Below are 25,948 nucleotides of genomic sequence, written 5' to 3'. Positions count from 1 at the left end.
GGCACATCGGGGAGGACGAATGAGGAGACCTTACGCCCCATAGTCTGCGTCGGTTACATGCTCAAGCCAGTCGACAGCCTTCCCTTCCAGGGATTCCTGGATGGCGATGTGCGTCATGGCCGTCGTGGGGCCGGCACCATGCCAGTGCTTCTCGCCGGGCTCGAACCAGACGACATCACCCGGACGGATCTCTTCGACGGGTCCACCTTCCCGCTGGACCCGGCCAAGACCGGCCGTGACGATCAGCACCTGCCCCAGCGGATGGGTGTGCCAAGCAGTGCGGGCGCCGGGTTCGAAGGTGACGGTGTTGCCCGCCGCCCGGGCGGGCGCGGAAACCGGAAACAGCGGGTCGATCCGCACCGTACCGGTGAACCATTCGCTCGGTCCCTTTCCGGAGGGTTGAGTGCCTGCGCGTCGAATAAGCATGTTTTTTCCCTTACTGTAGCCTGAGGAGCGTCTTGATGGCACGCCGTTCATCCATCGCCCTGTAGCCCTCGGCCACATCCTCGAGCGGCACCTCCAGATCGAAGACGCGGCCCGGATTGATGGTGCGGCTGAGGACGAGGTCCATCAGATAAGGCAGATAGCGGCGGACGGGCGCCGGTCCACCCATCAGGCTCTTCTGCGCGAAGAAGAGGCCCTGCCCGTCCAGTTGCACGCCATGCGGAACGCCGACAAAGCCGATGGCGCCACCCGGCCGGGCGCAGTTGAGGGCCTGCATCATGGATTCCTGCGTGCCGACGCATTCCAGCACGGAATCGGCGCCGACGCCCTTCGTGAGTTCCTTGATCCGCGCGACACCCGCGTCACCGCGTTCCGAGATGATGTGCGTCGCACCGTATTCCAGCGCCAGATCCTGCCGGGACTTGTGACGGCTCATGGCGATGATCCGCTCGGCTCCCATCTGCTTGGCAGACAGAACACCCATCAGCCCGACAGCACCATCCCCGACGACGACGGCGGTGCAACCCGGCTGAACGCGCGCGGCATCGGCCGCATACCAACCCGTACCCAAAACATCGGATGTAGCAAGCAGGCTGGGGATCAGATCGTCTGCTGGAATCTCGTCGGTTGCGACCAGGGTCCCGTCGGCAAGGGGTACCCTTGCATAGGGTGCCTGGGCACCGGACATGAATTCACGCTGTTCGCAGGAGGAGGGAAAGCCGAAACGGCAGTGCGGACAGGTGTTGTCCGACAGGCAGAAGGAGCCGACGACGAACTGGCCGGGGCGCACGGTCTTCACCGCACTGCCGACCTCCACCACGATGCCGCAATATTCGTGGCCCATATGCATCGGGCCAGTGCTGTTCTGCAGGCCGCGATAGGGCCAGAGATCCGACCCGCAGATGCACGAGGCCGACAGCTTGATGATGGCATCCGTCGGCTTCTCGATGACGGGATCGGCAACGTCGTCGCAACGGATGTCGCCGGGGCTATGAAGAACGGTTGCGCGCATGGGCCTTCCTCCTGGTTATGCGGCCAGTTCGGCCTTGATCGTGAGTGTGAACGGGTGGTCGATGAGAAGAGGTTCGAGCGGGTCGAGCAGATGGCCGAGCCGTACAAGGCCACGGGAAAAGCGATAGGGCCGATAGAAGATGGCGATATTGCCCCAGGGCGCGTAGTAGGCCAGATCGCCCACCGCCTCGCCGTCATAAGGCTGCATCCCCTGGGTAGCGAGTTTCTGTGGCAGGAAACCGATCTTTTCTTTGCCGACATAATCCTCCATCGCGAGGCTCAGTGGCAGGAGATTTTTGAATTCACGTGCGGCGGCGTGCTGCTCCAGTTCGGCACGGATCTGGAGAGTGCCAATGGTCAGGCTGATCAACGATGCATTCCTTCTTCGAACCCACTGCCTTCTTGTTAATCTACGCCTACTGGACGATTGCAACGGTCACCGACTGGCCCTCAAATCGGGCGAGTTCGGCAGGCGTGGCCCGATACTTGCCGATATGGATCGTCTGGTCCGAGTAGCCGATGCCCGAGGCGTTGTAGTAGAAACCGAGATTGCCCCATGGCACGAAGTAGATGAGATCACCGTCTTCCGGATCCGACCCCTTGGAGCCTTTCACCGTCAGCTTCCGGGAGAAATAGCCGATCTTCTCACGGCCGGCGAACTCCTCGAGCTTCATCGTCAACGGCAGGAGCGACAGGAAGTCCCGCACTGTCGGATTATTCTCCCCGATGGTGACATCGACCGAGGCCGCGCCTGCGGTAAATCGAACGACCGTGCCGACCACGGACGGGCGGCTCTCGGCCAGTGCAGGACCGAAGGTCGTCATGACGGAAAAGACGAGCGCGCAAACAAGCCGGGAGATGTCGCGACTGGTGGTGACCATCGTTGAGACCCTGAACAGTGATGCCAATCTTGATCGGCATGCAGGTTGCAGCCGATCAGCGCTCTGCCGTCGCACTACACCTGGATCGGGGGGCACATCATGCAGCAAACGATATCGAGCATGAGGAAGCCCAGGAGCGTCATGACTGCAACGGCATAGCCAGCCCCCATGCGTCGCCAGCCCACGGCGTAGTCATCCGGATCGTAGAACATATCATCTCCTTGGCGTAGCGAGAGTGCGGCTGATGCCGGCGCGTGGTGTGGATGAACATTACCAAAGGAACATACACGGCATTAGCCCGTGGGATCCGTACATGGCCATGAACTCTCTTCATGAATGATCCCATTGCCCGAAGCAGCTGACGGCCCATCCGGCACGCCGAATGCAGGCCTGGACAGGCTGATGTCGGTTCATGCACGGGCAAGATGGGCGGCGTGGCGCACGTTCGCGCCTGCGCGATGCCTGACCCCGACCCCGGTCATCGGCATCGGCATCTGGCTCCTCACTCCGCACCGCGTGCGAACTGCGATGCAATCCTCGCGACACGCTCGCCCAGATAGGCGGCCGTGTCGAGATCGCTCCTGATCGGCGATAGCTCCGGCGGCTCATCCTTGGAATAGGCCATCGCGCCCAGCCAGCCGCCAATCCGGTTCCTGGCCTCATCGGAATGGCCGGGGAAGAGATCAAGGCCGGTCCAAATCATACCGTGCTGGGCCGCAAACAGGGCGAGCGTCACCAGCGAATTCAGCTTGTCGCCGTGCCAGGAGCCAGAATTGGTGAAGCCCGCTGCGATCTTGTTGCGCCATGTCTGGGGAACCCATGCCTGGCGGGTTGACGCTTCCATGAAGGCCTTGAAGCGCGCGGAGATCGTGCCGTTATAGGTGGGGGAACCGAAGATGACCGCATCGGCGGCTTCGATCGCCGCCCAGTCAGGCTCGCCGTCTGCCAGCGCGACAAGCGCGACCGTTACCCCTTCGATCCGCGCGGCGCCGGACGCGACGGCCTCGGCCTGTTTCCTGGTATGGCCATAGCCACTGTCATAAACCACTGCGACGTGCATGTTCATCTCCTTCAGGTCAGCGAGGTATCAGCCGATGCGGCGCTACCTGTTGACGAATGGTGTTTCAGGGAATTCAAAAAGCGGGCATGCCGATGGCTTTGCTCAAGACTGTATCCGCAGGAGCCAATCGGCGTGATCAGGCGTCGGGCGAGGCAATATTGCCCGGTGCGTCACCGCTTTCGCCGGTGAACAGGTTTCACGTGAGCCTTGCGCCTGCGCATCGGCAGCACCCGTCGCGGTGGTGGCACGCGCCGCAGCGATGCCAGCGCCGGTCATCACCGGCCAATGACGGCGCCCGATCATCAGATGCCCATCGACGTCATTCTGAAAGATGGGTGGAAGAGATGTCTTCACGGCGGCGCTTCCTTCTGTCGGCCGAGCTTCTGTGCTCAACCTAAGGAATGGCGCCAGCGATGATTAGAGCGTTGCCATCGATGAGCCTTATGGATCCTTCTCATCAATCCGCAGTGACCGTATACAATTCCAAGGTCTACTCAGCCCTGAAGGAATTCGAACCGGTGGTCCGCAAATTCCGAGCGCTTGACGGCAACGAGGGCAACCTTTGCCAAGACAATCGATGCTGCCAGCGCGAAGGCAAAAAAATCGCCCCATGACGGGCGGAGCAACTTGAAAGCTGCCGGGCCGAGATCAAGAGACTCAAATCGTCGCGATGTCTCGCCGTTATTGCGCCGTTTGCAGAGCCTGTCGGGCCCCTCCAGATCCACGCAATTGGCAGGTGGGCGATCCAGCAAACGCCCTCCCTGACCTTATAGCAAATGTCGATGATAGGGACCCACAGGATGGCTTATTGCCGGTTTCTGGCCAGGCGCGGCGCGAAGACCGATGCCAGCCAGAAAGCCCGGTCGCACCGATCCTACGGGGCCCTATCATCGACACTTGGTCCTACTCATCGTACCAGCGGCGGCAGGCCTTCGCTGGCCCGGATCAGCTCGATCATCTGGCGCAGCGCCGGGTGGTTTTGCCGGCGGCTGGGGTAATACATGTGAAAGCCTGCGCCCATGGACGACCATTCAGGCATGACCACGTCCAGTCGCCCTGCCCTGATCTCGGCCTCCGCGCGCCGCCGCAGAACATAGGCGAGCCCCAGACCGTCGACGGCGGCATCGATGGTGGTCTGCGTGTCGCTGATCGTGCAGTTACCGGGCACCTCCACCCGCACCATGGCGTCGCCGTTGCCCAGCTCCCAGCGGAATGGCGAGTTGTCGCCCAGAAGGAGGCGCAGGCAGGAATGCCTGGCTAGATCGGCGGGCTCCCTCGGACGGCCATGTGCCTTGAGGTATTCCGGCGCGCCGACGACGACCCATTCCAGCGGCTCGGTGAGCGCGACCGCGATCATGTCCTCCGGCACGGTATCCCCGTATCGTATCCCCGCATCAAACCCCTCAGCCACCATGTCGATGGGGCGGTTCTCAACGACGACCGTCAGCCGAATGTCGGGAAAGCGCGTTCGAAAGGTGGCGAGGACGGGGCTCACCACAAGGCGGCTGGCGTCCGCAGGGATGTTCAGGCGCAGCTCGCCGAAAGCGCCGGCGCGCACCTCGTCAATCTCCGACAGGGCCGAGCCGATCTCGTCGAACCCCGCCTCCAGGCGCTCGGCGAAGCGGAGCCCCGCAGGCGTCGGGGCAACGCTTCGGCTTGTGCGGTTGAGGAGCTTGGCGCCGAGGCGCTCCTCAAGCCGGCGGATCGCATGGCTGAGGGCAGATGTCGTGATCCCCAGCTCGATCGCCGCCGCCTTGAAGCTGCGGCGCCGCACCACGATGGAGAAGGCTGCCAAATCCGGCAGCTCGGACCTCAGAAACGGCGGCATGAAGTAATCAAATTCATCGTATCGTTGAATGTCATGCAAGGATAAGTGATTGTATCCGCGACGGCAAGGCGTAGGTTCCTTGGCTGGAGAACACATGCGAAGGAGGTCCCCATGTGGGATGCGCTGACGATCCCGGACTTGGCCGACAGGGCCGTTCTCGTGACAGGGGCCTCCACCGGCATCGGTGCCGCGGTGGCCAGGGCGTTTGCCGCGCAGCGGGCGAAGGTGGCCATTCACTACAACGAAAGTGCTGCGGCTGCCGAAGCCCTTCTCACCACGATCCGTCAGGCTGGGGGCGAGGCGGTTCTCGTGCAGGGCGACATGTCCCGCCCCGGTGAGAGCGAACGCGTGGTCGAGGCGGCAGCGGACAAGCTCGGGGGTCTGGACGGCCTTATCAACAACGCCGGCGGTATGCTCGGCCGGAAACCCACGGCGGAACTGGATGACGCCCATTACGCGCGTGTGATGGACCTCAACGCGCGCTCGGTGCTGGCCGCAACGCGGGCGGCCGTGCCGTTCCTGAAGCGCCGCGGTGGCTTCGTCATCAACACGACATCGATCGCCGCACGCAACGGCGGCGGCAACGGCGCAATCCTCTACGCCGCCGCCAAGGGGTTCGTCTCGACAATCACGCGCGGCCACGCGAAGGAGTTCGTCGGCGAAGGCATTCGCGTCAACGCCGTCGCACCCGGCATTGTCGCGACCCCATTTCACGACCGCTATACCAGTCCGGAACTGCTGGACGCCCAGCGGCAGAGCGTTCCGATGGGCCGCGTCGGCACGCCGGACGAATGCGTGGGCGCCTATCTCTTCCTGGCCTCACCGCTTTTGTCCGGCTACATCACGGGGCAGATTATCGAGGTGAACGGCGGACAGTTGATGCCCTGACGCCGGCCTTCCGCACTCTCACACCTTCCGATCTGCCGGCGTGCGCCGCCAAAGGGCGCGTCGTTGAACATGTCGGCCTCATTCTCAGGAGCATAAGTCATGACCATCACTTCACGGCGTCTCGGCCGGACCAACTGGAACATCTCGGAAATCGGCTTCGGCGCCTGGGCGATCGGCGGATCCTGGGGAGACGTCGACGAAGCCGATGCCCGTGCCAGCGTCCATGCCGCCCTCGACGCCGGCATGACCTTCATCGACACCGCCGACGTCTACGGCGACGGCCGCTCCGAACGCATCATCCGCGATGTCCTGAAGGAGCGCGGCGGCGAGCGACCGGTTGTTGCGACAAAGGCCGGCCGCCGCCTCAGCCCGCATGTGGCGGAGGGATACACCAGGGCCAATCTCGAGGCCTTCGTTGACCGAAGCCTTTCCAACCTCGGTGTCGATGCGCTCGACCTTGTCCAACTCCACTGCCCGCCGACCGAAGTCTACTACCGTCCAGAGGTGTTCGGTGCGATGGACGATCTGATTGCGGCCGGCAAAGTCCGCTTCTATGGCGTCTCCGTCGAGAAAGTGGAGGAGGCTCTGAAGGCGATTGCCTATCCGAACGTCTCGACCGTGCAGATCATCTTCAACATGTTCCGGCACCGTCCCGCCGACCTGTTCTTCCAGGAGGCAGCGCGACGCGATGTCGGCGTCATCGTGCGCGTTCCGCTGGCGAGCGGCGTCCTGACGGGCAAAATGCGCAAGGACACGGCCTTTGCCGCAGACGATCACCGCAACTTCAACCGCCATGGCGAGGCATTCGATGTCGGCGAAACCTTCTCCGGCGTGCCGTTCGAGGTTGCGCTGGAGGCCGTCGAGGAACTGCAGGCGCTCATTCCCGGCAACGCCTCCATGGCGCAGTTCGCGCTCCGCTGGATCCTCATGGAACACGCCGTCTCCGTCGTCATCCCCGGCGCCAAGAGCCGCGACCAGGCAATTGCCAATGCGGGGGCGAGCGCCCTGCCGCCGATCCCGGCCGACGTCATGGAAAGGGTCCGCGCGCTCTATCACGACCGCATCGCCCCGCATGTCCACCAGCGCTGGTAGGGTCCGGCCTGCGCAGCCGGCGCTGGCAAATGTCGCAGCAGCAACGGGACAGGCGCGCGACGGTTCTCGTGCCGTGACGTAAACCGACCAATCCATGGCGAGGCACCACCGACCCGCAACAGGTTGTGGCGGGTTGGCTTTCCGACACGGTCTCGGCATCGGGGATGTGGTGGCGGATTGACGCGCCGATGTCAGCACCCGTGCGTTGTCGAGAGGGAAAATACCTACCCTCTCCGATCCTCCGGGCAAACCGGCTTCCGGCGCCTCTGCCGGTTGCCTGCGTCACGCTTGTTCGTCGTGACCACAACGTTGTGCCTGCCAGCAGATCCGGGATCTTCTCTGATGGGGGCCGTTGAAGCCAGGCTGCTCCAATCAGAGAATTCGGACCAACCTGCCGCGCGGGTCACGCGCTCACGCAAGCGCTCACCCCTTGTGTAAAGCCGGCCGACAAAGCCGGAAACATCATCGCGAGGATTGTCTGCCGCCTGAAGGACTGGCGGCGCATCGCGACAAGAGACGACGAACTCGCCAACAACGGCTCAGCCGCCGTCATCCTCGCCGCAATCATGATTGCGGTGGGCAAAGTGATTGAGTCGCAACCCTAGCACGACCAATCAACGCCTCGCCGGAAACGCGCCAATATATTCTATAGAAACCATAGAAAAAGAATAACCAGTCTTTCTCTCCCGGTGATCGCATCGCTACGCTCAGAGCATTGGTTCAACTTGGATATGCCAGGAGGAAAAATGCCGAAAGCGCCTCGCCCGACCTTCGACTTGGCTCGATCCTGCACCTGTTGCCCGGGTTGACGTACCGATTGAACACAGCGCCGCCGCCGCAAGGGCATCGCGCATTCTTCCCTTGATCTGCCACTCGAAGGCCAGGATTTACATGTCAAATTTTGCAAAACTCGTTTCTCTCTCCCGCCGCCGCCTGCTGATCGCCGGCTCCGCGCTCGTTGTCGCCGGAGCGGTGACCTTCGCCGGCGTCAATCCGGCGCTGAGCGCGGACGATCCGCGCAATGGCGGCGACATTGTCTTTCTGATCGACTCGCTCGGCGGGACGTGGATCCCCAACAACAGCGCGATCTCCAGCTTCCAGGGTCACATCTGGGGGCATGTCACGGACAAGCTGGTCTACGTTGACGCGGATGGCAAGGTGAGCCCGTGGCTTGCGGAGCGCTGGGAGCAGAACGCGGAGGCGACCGAGTTTACGCTGCATCTCAAGAAGGGCGTGACCTTCTCCGACGGCACGCCGCTGGATGCCGCTGCGGTCGTCGCCAATCTGGACATCTGGTATGCCGGGCGCAAGAACGAAGGCATCAACCCGATCGCCCTTTTCCCGAAGACCTATGATCGCGCCGAGGTCATCGACGCGCAGACCGTCAAGGTGACGTTCAAGAAGCCGACGCTCGGCTTCATCCCGACGCTTGGCTACCATGGCTCGATCCTGATCTCACCCAAGACGCTGGCCCAGCCGGCAACACAACAGGCCGATCTCGGCAAGACTTCCGGCAGTGGTCCCTATGTGGTGGAATCCTGGAAGGAAGGCGATCACGTCACGCTGGTCAAGCGCAAGGACTATAACTGGGGGCCGCCCGCCGTCGGCCATACGGGGCCGGCCTACCTCGACAGAATCACCTACAAGATCGTCAGCGAACCCTCGCTGCGGGTGTCCGCCGTCCAGTCCGCTCAGGCCGATGTCGCCTACAATGCCTCCCCCCAGGAACTGAAGTCCCTGAAGGATGAGGGTTTCACCATTGCGACACCCCGCTATCTCGGCTTCGTCAATGGCTGGGCGATCAATACGAAGCTTGAACCCTATAACGACGTGAAGGTGCGTCAGGCCCTGCAGGCCGCGATCAACCGCCAGGAGATCATCGATACGGTCTATACCCCCGACTGGAAGCTGGCGACGTCCTTCATCCAGAGCAATGTGCCCGGCGCTACGGACCAGTCCGCTCTGCTGGCCTATGATCCGGCCAAGGCGGAAAAGCTTCTGGACGAAGCGGGCTGGGTGAAGGGGGCAGATGGCGTGAGGGCGAAGAACGGCAAGCCGTTGACGCTCACTCTCTATTCCAATCCGTATCTTGCCACCGCAAAGGCCATCGATGAACTGATTGCCCAGCAGCTCGGCAAAATCGGCTGGAAGGTGGACATCCGCACCTATGATGTCGTCACCTTCACGGACCGGGTGAAATATGGCGGGCCGACCGTGCCGGCCTATGAAGTGACGCGCAGCTTCATCGATGCGGGCACCATCGCCAGCATCCTGACCAATGCGAACAATGGCGAAAACTGGTTCAATCTGGACGACAGCGACAAGACGCTGAACGAGCTTCGCGACAAGATCGCTGGCGCCGCCTCGACCGACGTGCGCAATCCGCTGCTGAACGAGCTGCAGAAATATGTGCTCGAACAGGGCTACTTCATTCCCCGCACCCAGATCGTGCAGCGCATCTATGTGCAGTCGCCGACGCTGAAGGGCGAAGTCTACAACGGCGTCGCCTATGCAAGCTACTACACGGCCTTCAAAAGCAAATGATGCCGGCTGTTGCGACAGAGCGTGAGGAGGAAGCGGCATGAACCGTTCCTATCTGGACTACGCGGCAAAGCGCATCGGCCAGGCGGTCATCGTGATCCTGCTGTCCTATGTGTTCACCTTCATCGTCGTGAGCGTCCTGCCCGGCGATCCGATCACCAACGTTCTGCGGGATCCGCAGAACGGTTTCTCCGAAGAAGAGATCCAGCAGATCATCGCGGCGCAGGGCCTTGACCGGCCCGTGCTCGTGCAGCTGTGGGCCTCGCTCAGCCAGTTCCTGTCCGGAGATCTCGGCCTGTCGATGCGCTCCAACCGGCCGGTATCGACCCTCATCGCGGAGGTCTTGCCGTCGACGCTGGTTCTGGCAACCTCCGGGCTTGCCGTCGCCATCATCCTGGCACTGGTCATTGGCTACGGAACGCAGTTCCTGCCTCGCCGCTATGGCCAGGGTCTGCTGAGGGGCTTTCCCTCCCTGTTCCTGTCCGTGCCGAACTTCGTCATCGGTCTCGTGCTGATCCATATCTTCGGGTTTCAGCTCGGGCTCTTCAGGGTCATCAATGCGGACAGCTTCTGGGCGACCTTCTTTGCGGCCGTGGCGCTTGGCATCCCGGTATCCGCGCAGATTGCCGAAGTGCTGATCGCCAATCTCGACCACGAAGCCCGGCAGGATTACGCAGCCGTCGCCAGGGGGCGCGGCATCTCGCAGTCCCAGCTGTTCTTCCGCCATCTCCTGAAACCCTCCGCACTACCTGTGGTCACGGTTGTCGCGCTGACCATCGGCGAACTTCTGGGCGGCTCGCTGATCACCGAAACGGTCTACGGACGCACCGGGATCGGCAGCCTCGTGCAGCGGTCGGTCACCACGCAGGACCTGCCGGTCATTCAGGCCGTGGTGTCGCTCGCAGCGGTCGCCTTCGTCGTGGTCAACCTGCTTGCCGATCTCGTCTATCCGCTGCTTGATCCGCGCGTAAAGCTGATCGGAACGGTGAAACCGCGTCCGGCAGCGGGTGATGACGCCTTCGATGACCGTATTGAAGGAATCCCCTCATGAGCGTCGTCCTTTCATCGCACCCGGTTGAGGAAACGGAGCGCAGGAACGGGACGCGGCTCAGCATCCCGATCAGCGTCGCACTCTCGCTTGCAGTCATCATCCTCGTGATTGCCTGGTCCGTGGCACCCGGCCTGTTTACCAGCTACAGCCCGGTGGTGGGCGTGCCGGCACAGAAGCTGCTTGGCCCGAGCTTTGCGCACTGGTTCGGGACGGACCATCTGGGACGCGATGTCTATGCACGCATCGTCTATGGCACGTCGTCATCGGTCACCAGCGCCCTGATCGCCGTTGTCATCGGCGTCGTCATCGGCGGCCTGATCGGCCTTCTCTCCGGTTTCCTGGGGGGCTGGACGGATATCGTTCTGGCGCGGCTGGTCGATATGCTGCTCGCCATTCCGAGCTTCCTGCTGGCGGTCATCATCGTCACCGCGCTCGGCTTCAACACCACCAATGCGGCCATTGCCACCGGCATCTCCGCCGTCGCGATCTTTGCCCGCGTCATGCGGTCGGAAGTGATCAAGACCCGGCAGGCCGTCTTCATCGAAGCCTCCTTCATTCTCGGCGGATCGCGCTGGTACATCCTCATCCGTCACATCCTGCCAAATGCCTCGCGCTCGGTTCTGCCGCTTGCCGTGCTGCAGTTTGGCCTCTCCATCCTCGTCATCGCCGGACTTGCCTTTCTGGGCTACGGCGACCCGCCGCCCGCTTCCGACTGGGGCCTGCTGATCTCGATCGGCAAGGATTATCTCAAATGGCCCTGGCTGGTTTACGCCCCTGCGTTCGTCACGATCGTGACCGTCCTCTCCGTCAACAGGATCAGCCGATGGCTTCGCAAGACAAACTGACTCAACGCCCGGACACCCTATCCGCTCTTCTGACGCCGCCGCTGCTCAAGGTGGATGGCTTGTCGGTTGCCTATGGTCGACGCACCGTCGTCGATGATGTGGGCTTCGATCTCGCGCGTGGCAGGAGCCTGGCCCTGATCGGCGAATCCGGCTCCGGCAAATCGACGATTGCCAAGGCCGTCCTGCGGCTGTTGCCGGAGGGTGCCCATGCCGATGGCCGCATCGCCTTCAACGGGCAGGATATCCTCAAACAATCCGAACGGCATTTCCGGGCGCTGCGCGGTCGCGCCATCGGCTTTGTCCCGCAGGATCCGGCCAATGCCCTCAATCCGGTGCGCACCATCGGCGCGCAGGCGCAGGAGGCCGCCGCCCTCACCGACGAGCCGAACAAGGCCCTGCGCAAGGCGCTGATCCTCGACACCTTCGCCGAAGTCGGCCTCGACAATCCGGGCCGCGTCTACGACTCCTACCCGCACCAGCTCTCGGGCGGCATGCTGCAGCGCGTGCTGATCGGGCTTGCCGTGCTGCCGCGCCCGGCGCTTCTGGTGGCGGACGAGCCGACCTCGGCGCTCGACGTCACGATCCAGAAGCGCATTCTCGACCTCTTGTCACGCCTGCAACACGATCTCGACATCAGCCTTCTCCTGATCACGCATGATCTGGCGATTGCCTCGGAACGGGCGGACAAGCTCGTCGTGCTGAAGGACGGCACGGTGCAGGAGGCCGGCAGGACGCAGGATGTGTTCTCCGCCCCCTCTTCCGCCTATGCCCGCAAGCTGCATGCGGATGTCCCGGCGCTCAATCCGGATCGCTATGCGTCGCTGAGAGATCCCGGCTTTCATCGCCTCGACGGACGGGAGGGCACGGCGACGAAGATTGCCGTAGAGGGCGTGAGCAAGACCTTCTCCGTCGATGGCAAGTCGCTGACGGCTGTCGACAGGATCAGCTTCTCGGTTGCCGCAGGCACCACACACGCCCTGGTCGGCGAATCCGGCTCCGGCAAGACGACGACGATCCGGCTGCTTCTCGGCCTTGACGAGCCCGATGCCGGCCGCATCACCGTGTCGGGTGAAACAATATCCGGCTCCGACCGGACGTCACAGCGCGCGGTGTGGCGCCATCTGCAGCTCGTCTACCAGAACCCGTTCACCTCGCTTGACCCGACCTGGTCGGTGGAACAGCTGGTGCGCGAACCGCTCGATCGCTACCGGATCGGCACGGTGGCTGAACGGCGCGCACAGGTGCGGGAGGCGCTCGCCAATGTCGGACTGGGCGACCACCTGCTGCAGCGCAAGCCGGGCGCCTTGTCCGGCGGGCAGCGCCAGCGTGTCGCCATCGCGCGCACCCTCGTCCTGCGGCCGGATGTGATCGTGCTCGATGAGCCGACCTCTGCGCTCGATGTCAGCGTGCAGGCCGACATTGTCGAAGTTCTCCTGTCGCTGCAGGCCAATCTCGGCCTCACCTACGTGTTCGTCTCGCACGACCTCGCTCTGGTGCGCCAGCTCGCCCACACGGTCTCGGTGATGCGCAAGGGCCGCATCGTCGAACACGGGACAGTTACGGACATTTTTGACAGCCCCCGCCAACCCTACACCCGGGCCCTCCTGGATTCGATCCCGGCCGGGGTTCACGCCTCACAGACCGCGACACACAAGGTAGCCAACCTGCGTCAGGAGATATTTGCATGACCCTTGCTTTGCAACAGACCGTCGCGGCTGCGCACTTTCGCCCGAAGACGCGGCTCGGCTTCAATACGCGCGTGTCGTTCAACGACACGGACGGACCGGCGAAGGGCCTGCGCGATGGCATTCTCCTCTATCAGGCCGCAGAAGCTTTCGGTTACCAGTCCGGCTGGTCCTATCAACGGCACTTCGACAACTATCTCTCCTCACCGCTGCCATTCTTCGCGGCCGTCGGACAGCACACCAGCCGCATAACGCTGGGCTCCGCGGTTATTCCGATGCGCTATCAGGATCCGATCCTGCTGGCGGAAGCCGCCGGCACGACCGATCTTCTCGTCGATGGCCGACTGGAGCTTGCGATTTCGACCGGGGAGAACGCCGCCTTCGATGCCGTCTTCGGCGCCGTCGACACAGACTCGAGAACCGAGGCCAAACGTCGGCAGGCACGCTTCCTGTCCGCCGTCGCCGGCGACGTGCTCCACACGGTGGACGGTCCCGGCCAGGGGGCTCCGGAAGGAACACAGCTGCGCGTGACGCCCCACAGCCCGACCCTGCGCAGCCGTATCCGGCAGGGCGTCGCAAGCGTCGCATCCGCCATCCAGGCCGCCGAACTCGGCATTGGCCTGATCACCGGAACCGTGCAGCACGGCCATGCGGAGGGCGAAAGCTTCGGTGCCTACCAGGCCCGGATCATCGAGGCCTATCGCTCGGCCTGGCGGCGGATCTGGCAGACCGAGCCGCCCGCGGTCGCCGTCGCTGCATCCATCCTTGTCGGCACGACCGCCGAACTACGGGAAAAATATGCGGCCTATGATCTGGAGCGCCGCACGCTCGGGATCGCCGCTTCGCGGCCAAAGGGCGCGCTTGCGCCGGTGGCTCCGGGGCAGCTGCCTTCGGGCAGACAGATTTCCCCGGTGTTTCAAGGCACGCCCGACGAGGTTACCGAAGCGGTTCTCGCCGATCCCGGTCTTGCGGCCGCCGACGAACTCGTCCTCTTCCTTCCGCCCGCCCATGGCCTGGAGGAGAACCTGCGCGTGCTGCGCGATCTCGCCGAGACGGTGGCCCCACACCTTGGCTGGGCACCGGCCACCTGACCGGCGCAGGACAAGGGCGGCCGGCACCCGCGCCCTTGTCCCTCGGAACAATATTTTCCATAAATTCCATAGAATAGAAAGACCTGTCTTTCTCCCGGATGTTCAGCCCCCTAGTCTGACCCTATCGCCCGGCAATCGGAACGGAGACCTTCTCAGATGCCCGTAGAATTTATCAGTGCAAGCTTCGCCAACGCCTCCAATGACCTCAACCCTCTCCCCGATGCGCCGGTCGATCCGCTGTTCCTCGAGCGATATGCCCGCGCGCTCGATGATTACGGTTTCAACTACACGCTGATTCCCTATTCTTCCGCCTCCTTCGATCCGTTCACGCTCGGCGCGACGATCCTCGCACACACGAAGCAGATCAAGATCATCGTGGCGCTGCGTCCCAACACGGTCTACCCGACGGTAGCGGCGAAATCGCTGGCCACCCTCGATCAGTTGAGCGGCGGGCGCGTCGTCGTCCACTTCATCGCTGGCGGCAGCGACGAGGAGCAGGCGCGGGAAGGCGATTTCCTCAACAAGGAACAACGCTATGAGCGCCAGGAAGAATATATCCGCATCCTGCGCCTCGCCTGGACGTCCACCGAACCCTTCGATTTCGAGGGCAAATACTATCAGTTCAAGCAGTTCCGCGCCGCAGTCCGCCCGACGAAGGGCCTGATCCCGATCTCGCTCGGCGGTTCCTCGGATGCCGCCTATCGCATCGGCGGCTCGCTTTGCGACATCTTCGGCCTGTGGGGCGAGCCGCTCGCGGAAACGAAGGAGCAGATCGACCGGATCTATGACGAAGCGGCCAAGGCCGGGCGCAAGGATCGCCCGCGCATCTGGGTCACATTCCGCCCGATCATCGCGGAAACGGATGAACTCGCCTGGGCAAAGGCACACCGTGTGCTCGACCGCCTGAACGAAAACCGCCAGAAGGGCCTGAGCCGCGCGCCTCTCTCCGCGGCCCCACCCGCCAATGTCGGTTCGCAGCGCCTGCTCGACATCGCCAAGCGCGGCGACGTGCATGACCGGGCGCTCTGGTATCCGACGGTCACGGCAACCAATGCCAGCGGTGCGACGACGGCCCTGGTCGGCTCGCCGCGCACGATTGCCGATTCCATCCTCGATTACGTCGATCTCGGCGCCGATCTCATCTCGATCCGCGGCTACGACAATTTCAACGATGCCGTCGATTATGGCCGTTACGTGCTGCCGCTGGTCCGCGAGGGACTGCGCGAGCGCGAGAATGCCAAGAACAAGGCAGCGGCCTGAGTCTTTGTTTCCGGCAGGAGGGACACCTGCCGGAAACCCTTTTCCCGATGCTTCCGATCTTCACGGGGCGGCAGCAAACTTCCGGTCATTTTGAAAGGGCCTCTGCTGATGGTTCTCGATCCCCGCCTGCTCGACCAGATCGTCCGCGCCGTTGCAGACGCAGCGCCCGAGGTCGATCGCAGTGGTGCATTTCCCTGGGCCGGCATTCGTGCCGTTCACGCAGGCGGCCTCTTGGAAAGCACGGTGGCGAAACGCTATGGCGGCAGGGGTGCTTCCCTTCTGGATACCGCCCATATCCTTGCGGCGCTCGGCCGTGGCGACCCGTCGGTCGCCCTGATCACCGCCATGACGCTCTTCAACCATCTGGCGCAGGCCTCCAGAAACCACTGGCCGGAAGACCTTTATCTCAGCCTGCTGGCTGAGGCGAAAGAGCGTCCTCTGCTCCTCAATGCAGCCCGCGTCGAACCGGAGCTTGGCTCGCCTGCCCGTGGCGGACTGCCCGCAACCCGGGCCCGCCGGACCGCAAGCGGCTGGTCGATCTCCGGCCGCAAGCGCTTCGTGACGGGTGCGCACGGGCTGACGCATTTCCTCGTCTGGGCCCATACCGACGAGGCACCGACACGGGTCGGCACCTTCGTGGTCCCGAATGGTCTACCCGGCATCCGCATCATCGAGAACTGGGACAGCCTCGGCATGCGCGCCAGCGGCTCTCACGACGTGGAATATGAGGACGTCGAAATTCCCCTGCAGAATGTGGTGGACCTGACGGGAACGGAGGTTGCCCAGCAGGACAATCGCGGCCACGCGGCCATGACATTGGCCCTGACCTCGCTCTATCTCGGGGTTGCCGAAGCGGCACAGGCGGCCTTCAGCCGCTTTGCCCATGAGCGCGTGCCCACCAATCTCGGCCACCCCATCGCACGCACGGAGCGGTTCGTGACGCTCTCCGGCGAGATCGATCTCCTGATCGGCGGTGCGCGGCAGCTCATCTTCGACGCCCTGTCGACAGGACAGGCCGATGCGGAACGTCTGGTGCGTGCACGCCTTCTGGCCGGGCGCCAGTTGCGTGATGCCGTACAACTGGCTGTCCGCGGTCTGGGCAATCCCGGGCTCGGTGCCGAGCTGGGCCTTGAGCGGCATTTTCGCGATATCCAGGCCGTGCTTGTGCATGCGCCGCAGGAGGATACGGCCATATCTCTGCTGGGGCGCGCGGCCTTCGATCGCTGGCAGCGTCACGCGCAAAGCTCGTCGGTTGAGCCGCCGGTTCTTCGCACGGCCTGACGCGTCTTCCAATGCCTTGCCCCCGCTCCCCGAGAAATATCCCATGACACGCTACATCATCATCGGAGCCGGCGCCGTCGGCGCCAGTCTTGCTGCGGAATTTGAACGCAGCGGCATCGCCTATGTCCTTGTCGGTCGCGGACAACAGGCGGCCCATATCGCCGCACACGGCCTCACCTATCGCCGCCCCAAAGAGACCCGCAATGTCCGCTTGAACATCCACGACACCGCAAGCCCGCCAAGTCTCGCGCCGGGCGATATCCTGCTGCTGACGGTCAAGTCGCAGGACGTGGAGGCAGCAACGGAGTTCTGGGCCTGGCAGCCTGTCGAGGGTGGCGGCCTTGCGGCGGACCTGCCACTGGTCACCTTCCAGAACGGTCTTGCCGCCGAAGACATCGCCCTTCGCCGCTTCGCGCATGTCTATGCCGCAAGCATTCTCATTCCGGCACGCTTCACGGTTACGGGCGAAGTCGTCGTCGGCAGCGAGCCGCAGCTCGGCGTGGTGACCGTCGGACGTTATCCGCACGGCCTGGATGACACGGCCCGCACCATTGCCGCGGATCTTACGGCCGCAAATTATCTGGTGGAGGCACGCGCCGATATCCGGCGCTGGAAATCCGCCAAGCTGGAGCACAATGTGACCAACGTGGTGGAGCTGTTCGCCGGAGATCGGGAAGTGCGGACCAAGGCTGCCGATGCGCTCGTCACGGAAGCGCGCCGCGTTCTTCAGGCTGCCGGCCATGACCCCGCAGCCCGATCCGAACGTAGCGTTGACATCTCCGGATGGCGCATCGTCGAAGGCAGCGGCATCGAGCGAGGCCAGCAATCCACCTGGCAGAGTTTTACACGCGGTGCCTCGAGCGAGGTCGATTATCTCAACGGCGAGATCGTCAGGCTGGGCCGGCTGCATGGTGTCGAAACGCCCCTCAATGCGGCCTTCCAGCGGGCGGCCGCCGAACTCGCGCGCGACGGGCGCAAACCGGGCACGCGTGACATCCGGGAGGTTGCCCGGTTCTGAGATCCGCGCCGCCAGGCGAAGGGGCGGCACCTTTCCGTTGAGAGCGCCGAGCGCGAAGCACCAGGACAGACACAATGACCATTCCCATCCAGGACCAGATCCTCTCCACTGCGGGCACCCTGTTTTACCGGGACGGCATCCGTGCAGTCGGCATCGACCGGATCATCGAGGAAGCCCGCGTTGCCAAGGCGACACTCTACCGACACTTCCCCTCCAAGGATCATCTTGTCGCCGCCTATCTCTCGCAGCGGCATGAGCGGGTGATCGCGTCTCTGGAGGATGTTCTTCGCACCGTCGAACGGCCGCGCGATCAGATCGATACGATCTTCCAGCGTCTCTTCGAAAAGGCGGAAAGTCCGGATTTTCTCGGTGGCGCGACGGCACAAGCGCACGATCCTCGACATCTTTGGTCGCATCACCTCCAGCGCAGGCATTCCGTCCGATGAGACGGGCCTCAGCCTGGCATCCCGCCATCTCGCCCTTCTCTACGAAGGCGCACTGGCCACCATCGCCGTCAATCGGGAGCCGCAAGCCGCACTGGTTGCCCGCGATTGCGCTCTCACACTCTTTGACAGTCTTTATGGAACGGCACGCACATGACACAGGTCATCGACTACTTCTTCGGCATCGGCTCGCCCTGGGCCTATATCGGCTTTGACGCCTTTCTCGAGGTCGCCGCCCGCCATAAGGCCACGGTGCAGCCTCACCTCATCCCGCTGATCGAGGAAAACGGCGCGATCTATTCCCGCAATCGGCCCGAGGCGCGGCGCGCCTACTGGCTGCGCGATCTCAGACGCTGGGCCTCTCTTCGCAACAAGCCGCTGGCACTCGACAACCGTGCCGGTCTTTCGGATCCGACGCCAGCCGGACGGCTTGTGGTCGCCGCGCAGATCGACGGCCTCGACTGGATCGCCCTCACCCGAGCCCTGCAAACGGCGCTCTGGGGGCGGGCAGACGATATCGGAACTCAGGAGGTCCGGGCAGCCATCGTCTCCAAGGCCGGGTTCGACGCGGCCCGGCTGGAGGCCCGCGCTGGCGACGCCGACATTCAAGCCGTTCTGGATGCCAATTTTCTCCGCGCAAAGCAGGCCGGCGTCTTCGGAATCCCGACCTTCCGCTTCGAGGATGAACTGTACTGGGGGCAGGACAGCCTGCCCTTCCTCGAGCGCCACCTTGCCGGCGAACGTCTGGTCGCCTGATTTTTCCTCCCGCTTGACGAGATAGTCCATGTCCATCTCCCTGCCCGGCCCGCTGGTCTCCACCCGGTGGCTCGCCGATCACCTTGGTACCGACAACCTTGTCCTCCTGGACGGCTCCTACAAGCTGCCCGGCGCAACACCGACCGCGACGGAGGATTATGCGCGCCAGCATATTCCCGGCGCGCGGTTCTTCGATATCGACCGGATCGCCGCATCGGGGAGCTCCCTCCCGCACATGCTGCCGGATGCCGCCGAATTCGAAGCGGTCGCCGGCAAGCTCGGCGTCGGAAACGACACGCTGGTGGTGATCTATGACACGCACGGGCTGATGTCGGCGCCACGGGTCTGGTGGACATGGCGCGTCTTCGGCCATGACAAGGTCGCCATTCTGGATGGCGGCTTCAAGCGCTGGCTTGCGGAGGGACGCGCCGTGACGACAGAGGTGCCAGTACCCCGACCCGCATCGTTTACGGCGCGCTTTCGCGCAGACCGTCTGCGGGACAAGACAGCGCTTCTGGCAAACCTGACCACGCAGGCGGAACAGGTGATCGACGCGCGCTCCGCACCCCGCTTCGAGGGGACGGAGGCGGAAGTCCGGCCTGGCCTTCGTGCCGGACACATTCCCGGCAGCCGCAACCTGCCGTTCACGACCCTTAGCGATCCGGCCACGGGAGAGGTACTATCGCCGGACGCCATCCGCGCGGCATTTCTTTCGGCCGGTATCGATCTGAATCGACCGGTCGTCGCGTCCTGCGGTTCGGGGGTCACGGCAGGCGTCCTGCTGTTCGGCCTTTACCTCATCGGCAAACAGGATACCGCGCTCTATGACGGCTCGTGGGCCGAATGGGGCATTCCGGGCGACACACCCATCGCGACGGGACCCGCGGAGCATATGGCAAACCCGCCGCCGATACGCGCCTTCGATTCTCCCGTCGCCGCAGAGTGACAGAGCGTGTGGGACCTATCGATCTTGCCAGCGGTTTCGGCCGCTGGCGGACGGGCGGTCCCATCTTTGCTGATGTCAACACCAGCCTCGCCTTACCTGGGACCTATCAACACGTCGATCGGCCGGACAGCGTGATATCCCTCCGGCTTTCAGCGATCTGACGCCGCGTTCAGCTCTTTCCGGTTATTCCCTCGACGACCATCCCTGCAGAGCGAGAGCGAACTCAACACGAGCCGACTGCAGCCCTTCACGGATCTGACCGATCGCAACGGCCTGACGCCGGGCACATTCCGTCTCTCCGCCGCATCCGATGGGATGCAGATGATTGGAAAGGCGTTCTCAAAACAGCCGAACCGTCGAAAGAAGCATTTCTCGATATTATCTATAAATTCAATATACTTTCTTCAGAGGTGTTGAATGCTGAACAAAATCGAAAAGGCCGAAACGGATGTGCTGGTCATCGGCGGGGGGCCTGCAGGCTGCTGGGCGGCGTGGAACGCAGTCTCCGCCGGAATGAGCGTCATTCTGATAGACAAGGGCTATGTCGGCACCAGCGGCGCGACCGCCGCAGGCAACACGACGACGATCTATACCAAGCGCGGCACAGCGGAGCGGGCAGCAACCGTCGACCAGAGACTGCGCCTCGGCCAGGGTTTTGCCGAGCAGGCGGTCGTGGAAACCGTACTCGACAGAACGGTGGAGAATCTCGATCTTCTGGCGCACTGGGGCTATCCGTTCCCGACCTACGAAGACGGTCGCCCCTATCGCGGCATGTTGCGCGGGCCGGACTATCTGCGGTTCATGCGGCAGAAACTCATCAAGGCACGGGTCAAGATCCTCGATCACTGTCCCGCCGAGGAACTGCTCCTGTCTGACGGCGTCGTGGCTGGCGCGATTGCCCGCTACCGCAGAGGCGGCGAGGCGCTTGCGATCCATGCCGGAGCCGTGGTGATCGCAAGCGGCGGTTGCGCCTTCCTGAGTGGCGCACTGGGCACGAACAATCTGACCGGCGACGGCTATCTGATGGCCGCAGAGGCCGGAGCCACGTTGTCCGGCATGGAGTTCTCCGCGCAGTACGGCATCTCTCCGGCCTATTCGAGTGTCACCAAAGGGGTGGTCTACTTCTGGGGGACCTTCACCAACGAAGCGGGAGACGTGCTTGGGGAAGCAGGCGACCGGCAGAGCGCCGTGGCGCAGGAACTCATCAAAGGCTCCGTCTATGCCGTCCTCGACAAGGCGCCACCAAGGCTGCAGGAAGGTTTCCGGCGCGGACAACCCAACATTTTTGTTCCCTTCGATCGCCTGGGGATCGATCCGTTCACCGAGCGATTCCCGATCACGCTGAGACACGAAGGCACCGTGCGAGGCACCGGTGGACTGAAGATCGACGCCCGTGCAGGAACCACGGTGCCGGGGCTGTTTGCCGCAGGGGACGCCGCCACGCGCCAGGCAATGTCCGGAGCGACGACAGGCGGTGGCGGTCCGAACTCGAGCTGGGCCATGGCAACCGGCTCCTGGGCCGGGGAGGATGCGGCAGCATTCGTAAAGGCACTTGGGCCGCTGTGGCGTTCGCGAACGGTCCATCGCGTGAGCGCCGTTGCGGCTTCGGATCGCGGAGAGGCCAACGACACGGTGGCGGACGTCACGGATATCGTCAAACAGCAGATCCTTCCCGTCGACCGCGGTTTTTTCCGGACCGCGGAAACGCTGACTGCCGCGTCACAGAGCCTCAACGCCTTGTGGGCTGATGAGACCTGGCGCAGCCGACGCAACGCCAGGGTCCGCGAAGCCGAGGCATTGATCGCGACGGCAAGATGGGTGACCGAAAGCGCGCTTCTGCGACGCGAGAGCCGCGGTCTCCAGAGACGCCTCGATCACCCCGAGCAGAACAGCGCACTTCGCAAGGCGATCGATACCGGCGGCACTGATCATATCTGGACCAGCTACGTCTCTCTTTCCCCGCAGCGTATGAGCCATGCATCATGATTGAAATCGTCAGTGCCGACCGGTGCGTCAAATGCGACCTGTGTGTCGAGGCATGCCCGGACAATGTCTTTGATGCTGTCGCGGATGGAATTCCGGTGATCGCCAGACAGTCTGACTGCCAGACCTGCTTCCTTTGCGAACTCTTTTGCCCCACCGACGCGCTCTATGTGTCGCCCTTCTCCGATGCCATCGAGGGCGCAAGCGAGGCGGATCTCATCGCACGCGGCGTCATGGGCAGTTTTCGTCGCGAGATGGGCTGGAAGAACGCCAAACCGCGCGGAACCTCTGGCGACCTGAGTTACCGGATCTTCGAGACCGGACGGATTATTCCCTGATTGGAGACGACCATGCGACATTTGATTTCATCCTTCCTGCTGGCCGCCGCGCTGGCTCTGTCATCCGCTCCGCTGCGCGCCGAGGATGCTCCCGCCACCATCCGCCTCGGTGACGTCGGCTTTGGCTTCGGCACGCCGTTCGGCGTGGGGCTTCAGGCGATTGCCGACGCCAAAGGCTTCATTGCGGACGAGTTCAAGGGCAGCCCCACCAAGCTGGAATTCACCTATTTCACCGGCACCGGGCCGGCGATCAATGAAGCGCTCTCCAATGGCCAGCTCGATTTTGCCTCCTATGGGGCCGTTCCCAATATCATCGGCAAGGCAAATGGTCTCGATACGGTTATCGTGGCATCCTATGGCGGCACGACCATCTTCGGAGCAGCGCGCCCGGATGTCGAGATCAGGTCGATTGCCGACCTGAAGGGCAAGAAGGTTGCCATTCAGAAGGCGACGATCATCCACTGGGGGCTGATTTCGGCATTGAAAGGCGCAGGGCTTTCCGAGAAGGACATCACCATCGTCGATCTCAAGAACGCCGACCAGCTCGCCGCCATCGCCGCCAAGAGCGTGGATGCCGTGTTCGGAGCAGATTTTCTGCTGCCGCTGGAAGACAAGGGACTGGCCAGGATCTTCTACAAATCTTCGGATACGGGTGCGACAGGCGATGGCTTCGGAGCCTTCCTCGTTACCGACAAATTCCGCAAGTCCTACCCGGAAGCGACCCAGAAAATCGTCAACGGCTTCGTAAAGGCGGCCCAGTGGCTGGGCGATGAGAAGAACCGCGAGGAAGCCTTCCAGATCTGGTCGCGCGCCGGAACGCCCGTCGACGTCATCCGCAAGTCGAATGCGGGAAGCTCCCTCAGGGACAAGTACAATCCGCGCCTCGACGCCTTTTTCGTCGCCCGCTACAAGAGCGGCATTGCCTTCAACCTCGAACAGAAGCTCATCCGTCGCGACGTTGACCTCGATGCCTGGGTTGACCGCTCCTATGTCGATAAGGCTGTCGCTTCGCAGAAGCTCGAGGCCTACTGGCCGGATCGCGGCACGACCGGCAGCGTGAAGAACTGAAGCGGAGCAAGGTGATGTCAACCTTCGAGGTGGACCTGCATCTGTCCTTGCCGGACAAAGCCTCGAACGGGCTGAGTGCAGCACCGCGCGCCCGCCGCCTCGTCGCAACGGCCGTGGTCGTCGCCCTGGCGCCTCTCCTGCTCCTGCTCTTCTGGTGGCTGAGTGCGGCGCGGGGCTGGGTCTCGCCGCAGGTGCTGCCTCAGCCGGCATGGGTCTGGCAGACATTTGTCGATCTGGTCGTCAGTGGCGATATCATCGCCGCTGCCGCCATCAGCTTCCGGCGCATTGCCGAAGGCTTCCTGCTTGGGGCGACATCCGGCTTCCTGTTTGGACTTCTGATCGGCACCTCGCGCTCGGCCGATGCCTATCTGGGCCCGACCTTCCGCGCCCTGGCGGCAATTCCCTCGCTCGGCTGGCTCCCCATCCTGATCCTGATCCTCGGGATCGAGGAAACGCTGAAAATCGTCATCCTGGCAAAAGCCTGTTTCGTGCCGATGGCGATCAGCACCGCCGATGGCGCGCGCAATATTCCGGCAAAGCTGTCCGATGTCGCCGACGTCCTGGGCATTCGCCGGTCTACACGCTTCTTCCGCTTGACCATTCCGGCCATGGCGCCGTTTCTCGCAAGCGGCATCCGGCTTTCGCTGAGCCAGGCCTTCGTCTCGCTGATCGTGGTTGAAATGCTCGCCGGTTCCGATGGGCTCGGATATCTGATGGTCTGGGGACGGACGCTGTTCCAGCTCGATATCGTGATTGTCGGCATGATCGTCGTCGGCACGGTGGGTTTCCTCCTCGACCTTCTTCTCAGGAGGATGGAAAAGGCGATTGTCCGGGGGGCGAGCGCTCATGGCTAGGCTGAACGCCCGTGGTCTGCTCAGTCTGCGGGGCGCCGTTCTTCCATTGGGCGCGCTTTCGCTGTGGTGGATGGTGACGTCGCTCGGCCTCGTGCGTGGCCCCCTTGTCGTGACACCTGTGCAGGTCGTGGCCGTGCCTTTTCTCGACGCGTCCGGACGTGAACTCTGGGCCGCCCTTGGCACAAGCATGGCAAGGGTTCTGGCAGGCGGACTGATCGGGGGATTGATCGGTCTGACAGCCGGCTATCTGACAGGCCTCTACCGGCTGGCCGCCCTTGGCCTTTCGCCGACGGTCCACAGCATCCGGCAGGTGGCGCTTTTCGCGTGGATCCCCCTGCTGACCGCCTGGTTTGGCAATGGGGAGGCAACAAAGCTGGTCTTCACCGCGCTTTCAGCCTTCTTTCCCCTGTTCCTCGCCACCGAACAGGGGATCCGGCAGGTTCCTCGCCCGCTCGTGGACGTCGCAAGCGTGCTGAACCTGACATATCTCACCCGGATCACGAAGCTCTACCTGCCTGCGGCGCTGCCCAGTATCTACATCGGCCTCCAGATTGCCGTCCTGTCGGCCTGGATCGGAACGATCGGCGCAGAATATGCCATCGGCAACGGTCGTGGTCTCGGCAGCTTCATCGCCAGCGGCCGCGACCAGTTCCGCATGGACATCGTTCTCGCCGGCGTCATCACGCTCGCGGCAGGTGGCGTGCTGCTGAATTCGCTGGCGACCCGCCTGTCGCACGCCTTATCTCCCTGGACGAAAGACCTACGATGAACGCTTCGGCCAACGCTCTTTTCGTGGAGCATGTCAGCAAGTCCTATCCGCTGGACGGACTGGATCGACTTGTCCTCAAGGACATCAATTTCTCCGTCGGGCACAACGAGATTCTTGGCATCGTCGGGGCATCGGGATGCGGAAAATCGACACTCCTGCGGTTGATCGTCGGCCTCGACAGGGAATACCGCGGCTCCATCACGAGAAGCAACGCCGGCGATCCGGGCAAACGGGTCGGCATGGTCTTCCAGGATCACCGGCTGTATCCGTGGTTGACCGTGGAGGCGAATGTCGGACTGGCTCTCGACACCAGCCCCCTGTCGGCGCGGCACAAGCATGAGAAGATCGGTCACTACCTGCACCTCGTCGGACTGTCCGACTTCGCCAAGGCCTATCCCCGGCAGCTGTCCGGAGGCATGGTGCAGCGTGCGGCCATCGCGCGCGCACTCGCCCAGGAGCCCGACATTCTGCTGATGGACGAGCCGTTCGGCGCTCTCGACTCGATCCTCAGAATGCGGCTCCAGGACGAACTTCTCGCGATCTGGGAAAGAAATCAGGTCTCCATCGTGATCGTCACCCACGATGTTGAGGAGGCGCTTTACCTTGGCGACCGCGTCATCGTCATGGAGCCCAACCCCGGACGCATTCGCGACATCGTGACGGTCGACCTTCCGCGTCCGCGTGATCGCGCATCCCTCGACATCGCCGATCTGAAGAAGCGCTGCCTCTCGATGTTGATGTGAGCGCTTTGCCCGCTTCGCGCGACGGCCGGTGAAGCACGATATCAGGAAAAGGTGCCGGGCAGGATAACCGTC

Annotated in this window: 27 protein-coding genes and 1 pseudogene; 19 read left to right on the top strand and 9 right to left on the bottom strand. The window is 63.2% G+C overall.

Annotated features, from left to right (window positions below):
- Positions 1-30: 30 nt before the first annotated feature.
- The 9 genes from F3H95_RS25500 to F3H95_RS25465 all read right to left on the bottom strand — a co-directional run bounded on the left by F3H95_RS25500 (position 31) and on the right by F3H95_RS25465 (position 5,224).
- Entirely contained in the window at positions 31-426 is a 396-nt protein-coding gene (locus F3H95_RS25500) for a cupin domain-containing protein (protein ID WP_142880730.1), read from the bottom strand.
- A gap of 10 nt (positions 427-436) precedes the next feature.
- Complete coding sequence (locus tag F3H95_RS25495) at positions 437-1,456, bottom strand: zinc-dependent alcohol dehydrogenase family protein (RefSeq protein ID WP_149748021.1); 1,020 nt, start codon at positions 1,454-1,456, stop codon at positions 437-439.
- Between the two features lie 15 nt (positions 1,457-1,471).
- Entirely contained in the window at positions 1,472-1,825 is a 354-nt protein-coding gene (locus tag F3H95_RS25490) for a cyclophilin-like fold protein (RefSeq protein WP_185969694.1), read from the bottom strand.
- Between the two features lie 46 nt (positions 1,826-1,871).
- Entirely contained in the window at positions 1,872-2,336 is a 465-nt protein-coding gene (locus tag F3H95_RS25485; protein ID WP_149748019.1) for a cyclophilin-like fold protein, read from the bottom strand.
- A gap of 74 nt (positions 2,337-2,410) precedes the next feature.
- Complete coding sequence (locus F3H95_RS27315; protein WP_185969692.1) at positions 2,411-2,548, bottom strand: hypothetical protein; 138 nt, start codon at positions 2,546-2,548, stop codon at positions 2,411-2,413.
- Positions 2,549-2,838: 290 nt separating this feature from the next.
- Entirely contained in the window at positions 2,839-3,396 is a 558-nt protein-coding gene (locus F3H95_RS25480) for a flavodoxin family protein (protein ID WP_142880727.1), read from the bottom strand.
- Between the two features lie 102 nt (positions 3,397-3,498).
- The gene (locus tag F3H95_RS25475; RefSeq protein WP_149748018.1) at positions 3,499-3,750 is read right to left on the bottom strand and encodes a hypothetical protein; all 252 of its coding nucleotides are present in this window, start codon (positions 3,748-3,750) and stop codon (positions 3,499-3,501) included.
- A 140-nt stretch (positions 3,751-3,890) separates the two neighbouring features.
- Positions 3,891-4,148 carry a hypothetical protein gene (locus tag F3H95_RS25470; protein ID WP_149748017.1) on the bottom strand — a complete coding sequence of 86 codons (258 nt, stop codon included), beginning with the start codon at positions 4,146-4,148 and terminating at the stop codon, positions 3,891-3,893.
- A gap of 155 nt (positions 4,149-4,303) precedes the next feature.
- The gene (locus F3H95_RS25465) at positions 4,304-5,224 is read right to left on the bottom strand and encodes a LysR family transcriptional regulator (RefSeq protein WP_149748016.1); all 921 of its coding nucleotides are present in this window, start codon (positions 5,222-5,224) and stop codon (positions 4,304-4,306) included.
- Between the two features lie 111 nt (positions 5,225-5,335).
- On the opposite strand from F3H95_RS25465, the gene F3H95_RS25460 reads away from it, so the two are divergent.
- From F3H95_RS25460 to F3H95_RS25370, 19 genes and pseudogenes are all read left to right on the top strand, one after another.
- Positions 5,336-6,112 carry an SDR family oxidoreductase gene (locus F3H95_RS25460; RefSeq protein WP_149748015.1) on the top strand — a complete coding sequence of 259 codons (777 nt, stop codon included), beginning with the start codon at positions 5,336-5,338 and terminating at the stop codon, positions 6,110-6,112.
- 99 nt (positions 6,113-6,211) lie between these two features.
- The gene (locus F3H95_RS25455; protein WP_149748014.1) at positions 6,212-7,204 is read left to right on the top strand and encodes an aldo/keto reductase; all 993 of its coding nucleotides are present in this window, start codon (positions 6,212-6,214) and stop codon (positions 7,202-7,204) included.
- 891 nt (positions 7,205-8,095) lie between these two features.
- Positions 8,096-9,748 (top strand): ABC transporter substrate-binding protein, encoded by a 1,653-nt coding sequence (locus F3H95_RS25450; protein ID WP_149748013.1) that lies wholly within the window; start codon positions 8,096-8,098, stop codon positions 9,746-9,748.
- 37 nt (positions 9,749-9,785) lie between these two features.
- Positions 9,786-10,796: an ABC transporter permease gene (locus F3H95_RS25445; RefSeq protein ID WP_149748012.1), complete on the top strand. Its 1,011-nt coding sequence runs from the start codon at positions 9,786-9,788 to the stop codon at positions 10,794-10,796.
- Positions 10,793-11,641, top strand: coding sequence for an ABC transporter permease (locus tag F3H95_RS25440; RefSeq protein WP_149748011.1), 849 nt, complete (start codon positions 10,793-10,795; stop codon positions 11,639-11,641). The genes F3H95_RS25445 and F3H95_RS25440 overlap by 4 nt, the downstream gene beginning before the upstream one ends.
- Positions 11,620-13,329: an ABC transporter ATP-binding protein gene (locus F3H95_RS25435; RefSeq protein WP_149748010.1), complete on the top strand. Its 1,710-nt coding sequence runs from the start codon at positions 11,620-11,622 to the stop codon at positions 13,327-13,329. The genes F3H95_RS25440 and F3H95_RS25435 overlap by 22 nt, the downstream gene beginning before the upstream one ends.
- Positions 13,326-14,417: an LLM class flavin-dependent oxidoreductase gene (locus F3H95_RS25430; protein WP_149748009.1), complete on the top strand. Its 1,092-nt coding sequence runs from the start codon at positions 13,326-13,328 to the stop codon at positions 14,415-14,417. The genes F3H95_RS25435 and F3H95_RS25430 overlap by 4 nt, the downstream gene beginning before the upstream one ends.
- Before the next feature lie 156 nt (positions 14,418-14,573).
- Complete coding sequence (locus F3H95_RS25425; RefSeq protein WP_149748008.1) at positions 14,574-15,677, top strand: LLM class flavin-dependent oxidoreductase; 1,104 nt, start codon at positions 14,574-14,576, stop codon at positions 15,675-15,677.
- 108 nt (positions 15,678-15,785) lie between these two features.
- Positions 15,786-16,958 (top strand): acyl-CoA dehydrogenase family protein, encoded by a 1,173-nt coding sequence (locus tag F3H95_RS25420; protein WP_149748007.1) that lies wholly within the window; start codon positions 15,786-15,788, stop codon positions 16,956-16,958.
- A 43-nt stretch (positions 16,959-17,001) separates the two neighbouring features.
- Entirely contained in the window at positions 17,002-17,976 is a 975-nt protein-coding gene (locus F3H95_RS25415) for a 2-dehydropantoate 2-reductase N-terminal domain-containing protein (protein ID WP_149748006.1), read from the top strand.
- 74 nt (positions 17,977-18,050) lie between these two features.
- A pseudogene (locus F3H95_RS25410) lies at positions 18,051-18,576 on the top strand (helix-turn-helix domain-containing protein).
- The gene (locus tag F3H95_RS25405; protein ID WP_142880714.1) at positions 18,573-19,175 is read left to right on the top strand and encodes a DsbA family protein; all 603 of its coding nucleotides are present in this window, start codon (positions 18,573-18,575) and stop codon (positions 19,173-19,175) included. Before F3H95_RS25410 ends, F3H95_RS25405 begins: the two are co-directional and overlap by 4 nt.
- A 28-nt stretch (positions 19,176-19,203) precedes the next feature.
- Positions 19,204-20,121 carry a 3-mercaptopyruvate sulfurtransferase gene (gene sseA / locus F3H95_RS25400; protein ID WP_149748005.1) on the top strand — a complete coding sequence of 306 codons (918 nt, stop codon included), beginning with the start codon at positions 19,204-19,206 and terminating at the stop codon, positions 20,119-20,121.
- 417 nt (positions 20,122-20,538) lie between these two features.
- Positions 20,539-22,107 (top strand): FAD-binding protein, encoded by a 1,569-nt coding sequence (locus F3H95_RS25395; RefSeq protein WP_142880712.1) that lies wholly within the window; start codon positions 20,539-20,541, stop codon positions 22,105-22,107.
- A complete protein-coding gene (locus F3H95_RS25390; RefSeq protein WP_142880711.1) occupies positions 22,104-22,442 on the top strand; it encodes a ferredoxin family protein in 339 nt (112 codons plus the stop codon). The genes F3H95_RS25395 and F3H95_RS25390 overlap by 4 nt, the downstream gene beginning before the upstream one ends.
- Before the next feature lie 12 nt (positions 22,443-22,454).
- A complete protein-coding gene (locus F3H95_RS25385; RefSeq protein WP_149748004.1) occupies positions 22,455-23,510 on the top strand; it encodes an ABC transporter substrate-binding protein in 1,056 nt (351 codons plus the stop codon).
- 14 nt (positions 23,511-23,524) lie between these two features.
- Positions 23,525-24,364 carry an ABC transporter permease gene (locus tag F3H95_RS25380; RefSeq protein WP_149748003.1) on the top strand — a complete coding sequence of 280 codons (840 nt, stop codon included), beginning with the start codon at positions 23,525-23,527 and terminating at the stop codon, positions 24,362-24,364.
- Complete coding sequence (locus tag F3H95_RS25375; RefSeq protein WP_142880708.1) at positions 24,357-25,133, top strand: ABC transporter permease subunit; 777 nt, start codon at positions 24,357-24,359, stop codon at positions 25,131-25,133. The genes F3H95_RS25380 and F3H95_RS25375 overlap by 8 nt, the downstream gene beginning before the upstream one ends.
- A complete protein-coding gene (locus F3H95_RS25370) occupies positions 25,130-25,876 on the top strand; it encodes an ABC transporter ATP-binding protein (protein ID WP_188134487.1) in 747 nt (248 codons plus the stop codon). The genes F3H95_RS25375 and F3H95_RS25370 overlap by 4 nt, the downstream gene beginning before the upstream one ends.
- The last annotated feature ends 72 nt before the right edge of the window (positions 25,877-25,948 follow it).

The sequence above is a fragment of the Rhizobium sp. RU35A genome (genome assembly GCF_900156005.1).
Taxonomy (GTDB): Bacteria; Pseudomonadota; Alphaproteobacteria; order Rhizobiales; family Rhizobiaceae; genus Neorhizobium; species Neorhizobium straminoryzae.
The sequence above is the reverse complement of the archived record's forward strand: the minus strand, read 5'-3'. Positions and strand labels throughout refer to the sequence as shown.

Bases quoted from the DNA above. Each gene is read 5' to 3' on its own strand.
- F3H95_RS25385 (WP_149748004.1), top strand. From the start codon at position 22,455: ATGCGACATTTGATTTCATCCTTCCTGCTGGCCGCCGCGCTGGCTCTG.
- F3H95_RS25455 (WP_149748014.1), top strand. From the start codon at position 6,212: ATGACCATCACTTCACGGCGTCTCGGCCGGACCAACTGGAACATCTCG.
- F3H95_RS25500 (WP_142880730.1), bottom strand. From the start codon at position 426: ATGCTTATTCGACGCGCAGGCACTCAACCCTCCGGAAAGGGACCGAGC.
- F3H95_RS25425 (WP_149748008.1), top strand. From the start codon at position 14,574: ATGCCCGTAGAATTTATCAGTGCAAGCTTCGCCAACGCCTCCAATGAC.
- F3H95_RS25495 (WP_149748021.1), bottom strand. From the start codon at position 1,456: ATGCGCGCAACCGTTCTTCATAGCCCCGGCGACATCCGTTGCGACGAC.
- F3H95_RS25430 (WP_149748009.1), top strand. From the start codon at position 13,326: ATGACCCTTGCTTTGCAACAGACCGTCGCGGCTGCGCACTTTCGCCCG.
- F3H95_RS27315 (WP_185969692.1), bottom strand. From the start codon at position 2,548: ATGTTCTACGATCCGGATGACTACGCCGTGGGCTGGCGACGCATGGGG.
- F3H95_RS25440 (WP_149748011.1), top strand. From the start codon at position 10,793: ATGAGCGTCGTCCTTTCATCGCACCCGGTTGAGGAAACGGAGCGCAGG.
- F3H95_RS25390 (WP_142880711.1), top strand. From the start codon at position 22,104: ATGATTGAAATCGTCAGTGCCGACCGGTGCGTCAAATGCGACCTGTGT.
- F3H95_RS25375 (WP_142880708.1), top strand. From the start codon at position 24,357: ATGGCTAGGCTGAACGCCCGTGGTCTGCTCAGTCTGCGGGGCGCCGTT.
- F3H95_RS25445 (WP_149748012.1), top strand. From the start codon at position 9,786: ATGAACCGTTCCTATCTGGACTACGCGGCAAAGCGCATCGGCCAGGCG.
- F3H95_RS25465 (WP_149748016.1), bottom strand. From the start codon at position 5,224: ATGCCGCCGTTTCTGAGGTCCGAGCTGCCGGATTTGGCAGCCTTCTCC.
- F3H95_RS25395 (WP_142880712.1), top strand. From the start codon at position 20,539: ATGCTGAACAAAATCGAAAAGGCCGAAACGGATGTGCTGGTCATCGGC.
- F3H95_RS25380 (WP_149748003.1), top strand. From the start codon at position 23,525: ATGTCAACCTTCGAGGTGGACCTGCATCTGTCCTTGCCGGACAAAGCC.
- F3H95_RS25450 (WP_149748013.1), top strand. From the start codon at position 8,096: ATGTCAAATTTTGCAAAACTCGTTTCTCTCTCCCGCCGCCGCCTGCTG.
- F3H95_RS25460 (WP_149748015.1), top strand. From the start codon at position 5,336: ATGTGGGATGCGCTGACGATCCCGGACTTGGCCGACAGGGCCGTTCTC.
- F3H95_RS25370 (WP_188134487.1), top strand. From the start codon at position 25,130: ATGAACGCTTCGGCCAACGCTCTTTTCGTGGAGCATGTCAGCAAGTCC.
- F3H95_RS25480 (WP_142880727.1), bottom strand. From the start codon at position 3,396: ATGCACGTCGCAGTGGTTTATGACAGTGGCTATGGCCATACCAGGAAA.
- F3H95_RS25415 (WP_149748006.1), top strand. From the start codon at position 17,002: ATGACACGCTACATCATCATCGGAGCCGGCGCCGTCGGCGCCAGTCTT.
- F3H95_RS25420 (WP_149748007.1), top strand. From the start codon at position 15,786: ATGGTTCTCGATCCCCGCCTGCTCGACCAGATCGTCCGCGCCGTTGCA.
- F3H95_RS25405 (WP_142880714.1), top strand. From the start codon at position 18,573: ATGACACAGGTCATCGACTACTTCTTCGGCATCGGCTCGCCCTGGGCC.
- sseA (WP_149748005.1), top strand. From the start codon at position 19,204: ATGTCCATCTCCCTGCCCGGCCCGCTGGTCTCCACCCGGTGGCTCGCC.
- F3H95_RS25435 (WP_149748010.1), top strand. From the start codon at position 11,620: ATGGCTTCGCAAGACAAACTGACTCAACGCCCGGACACCCTATCCGCT.
- F3H95_RS25485 (WP_149748019.1), bottom strand. From the start codon at position 2,336: ATGGTCACCACCAGTCGCGACATCTCCCGGCTTGTTTGCGCGCTCGTC.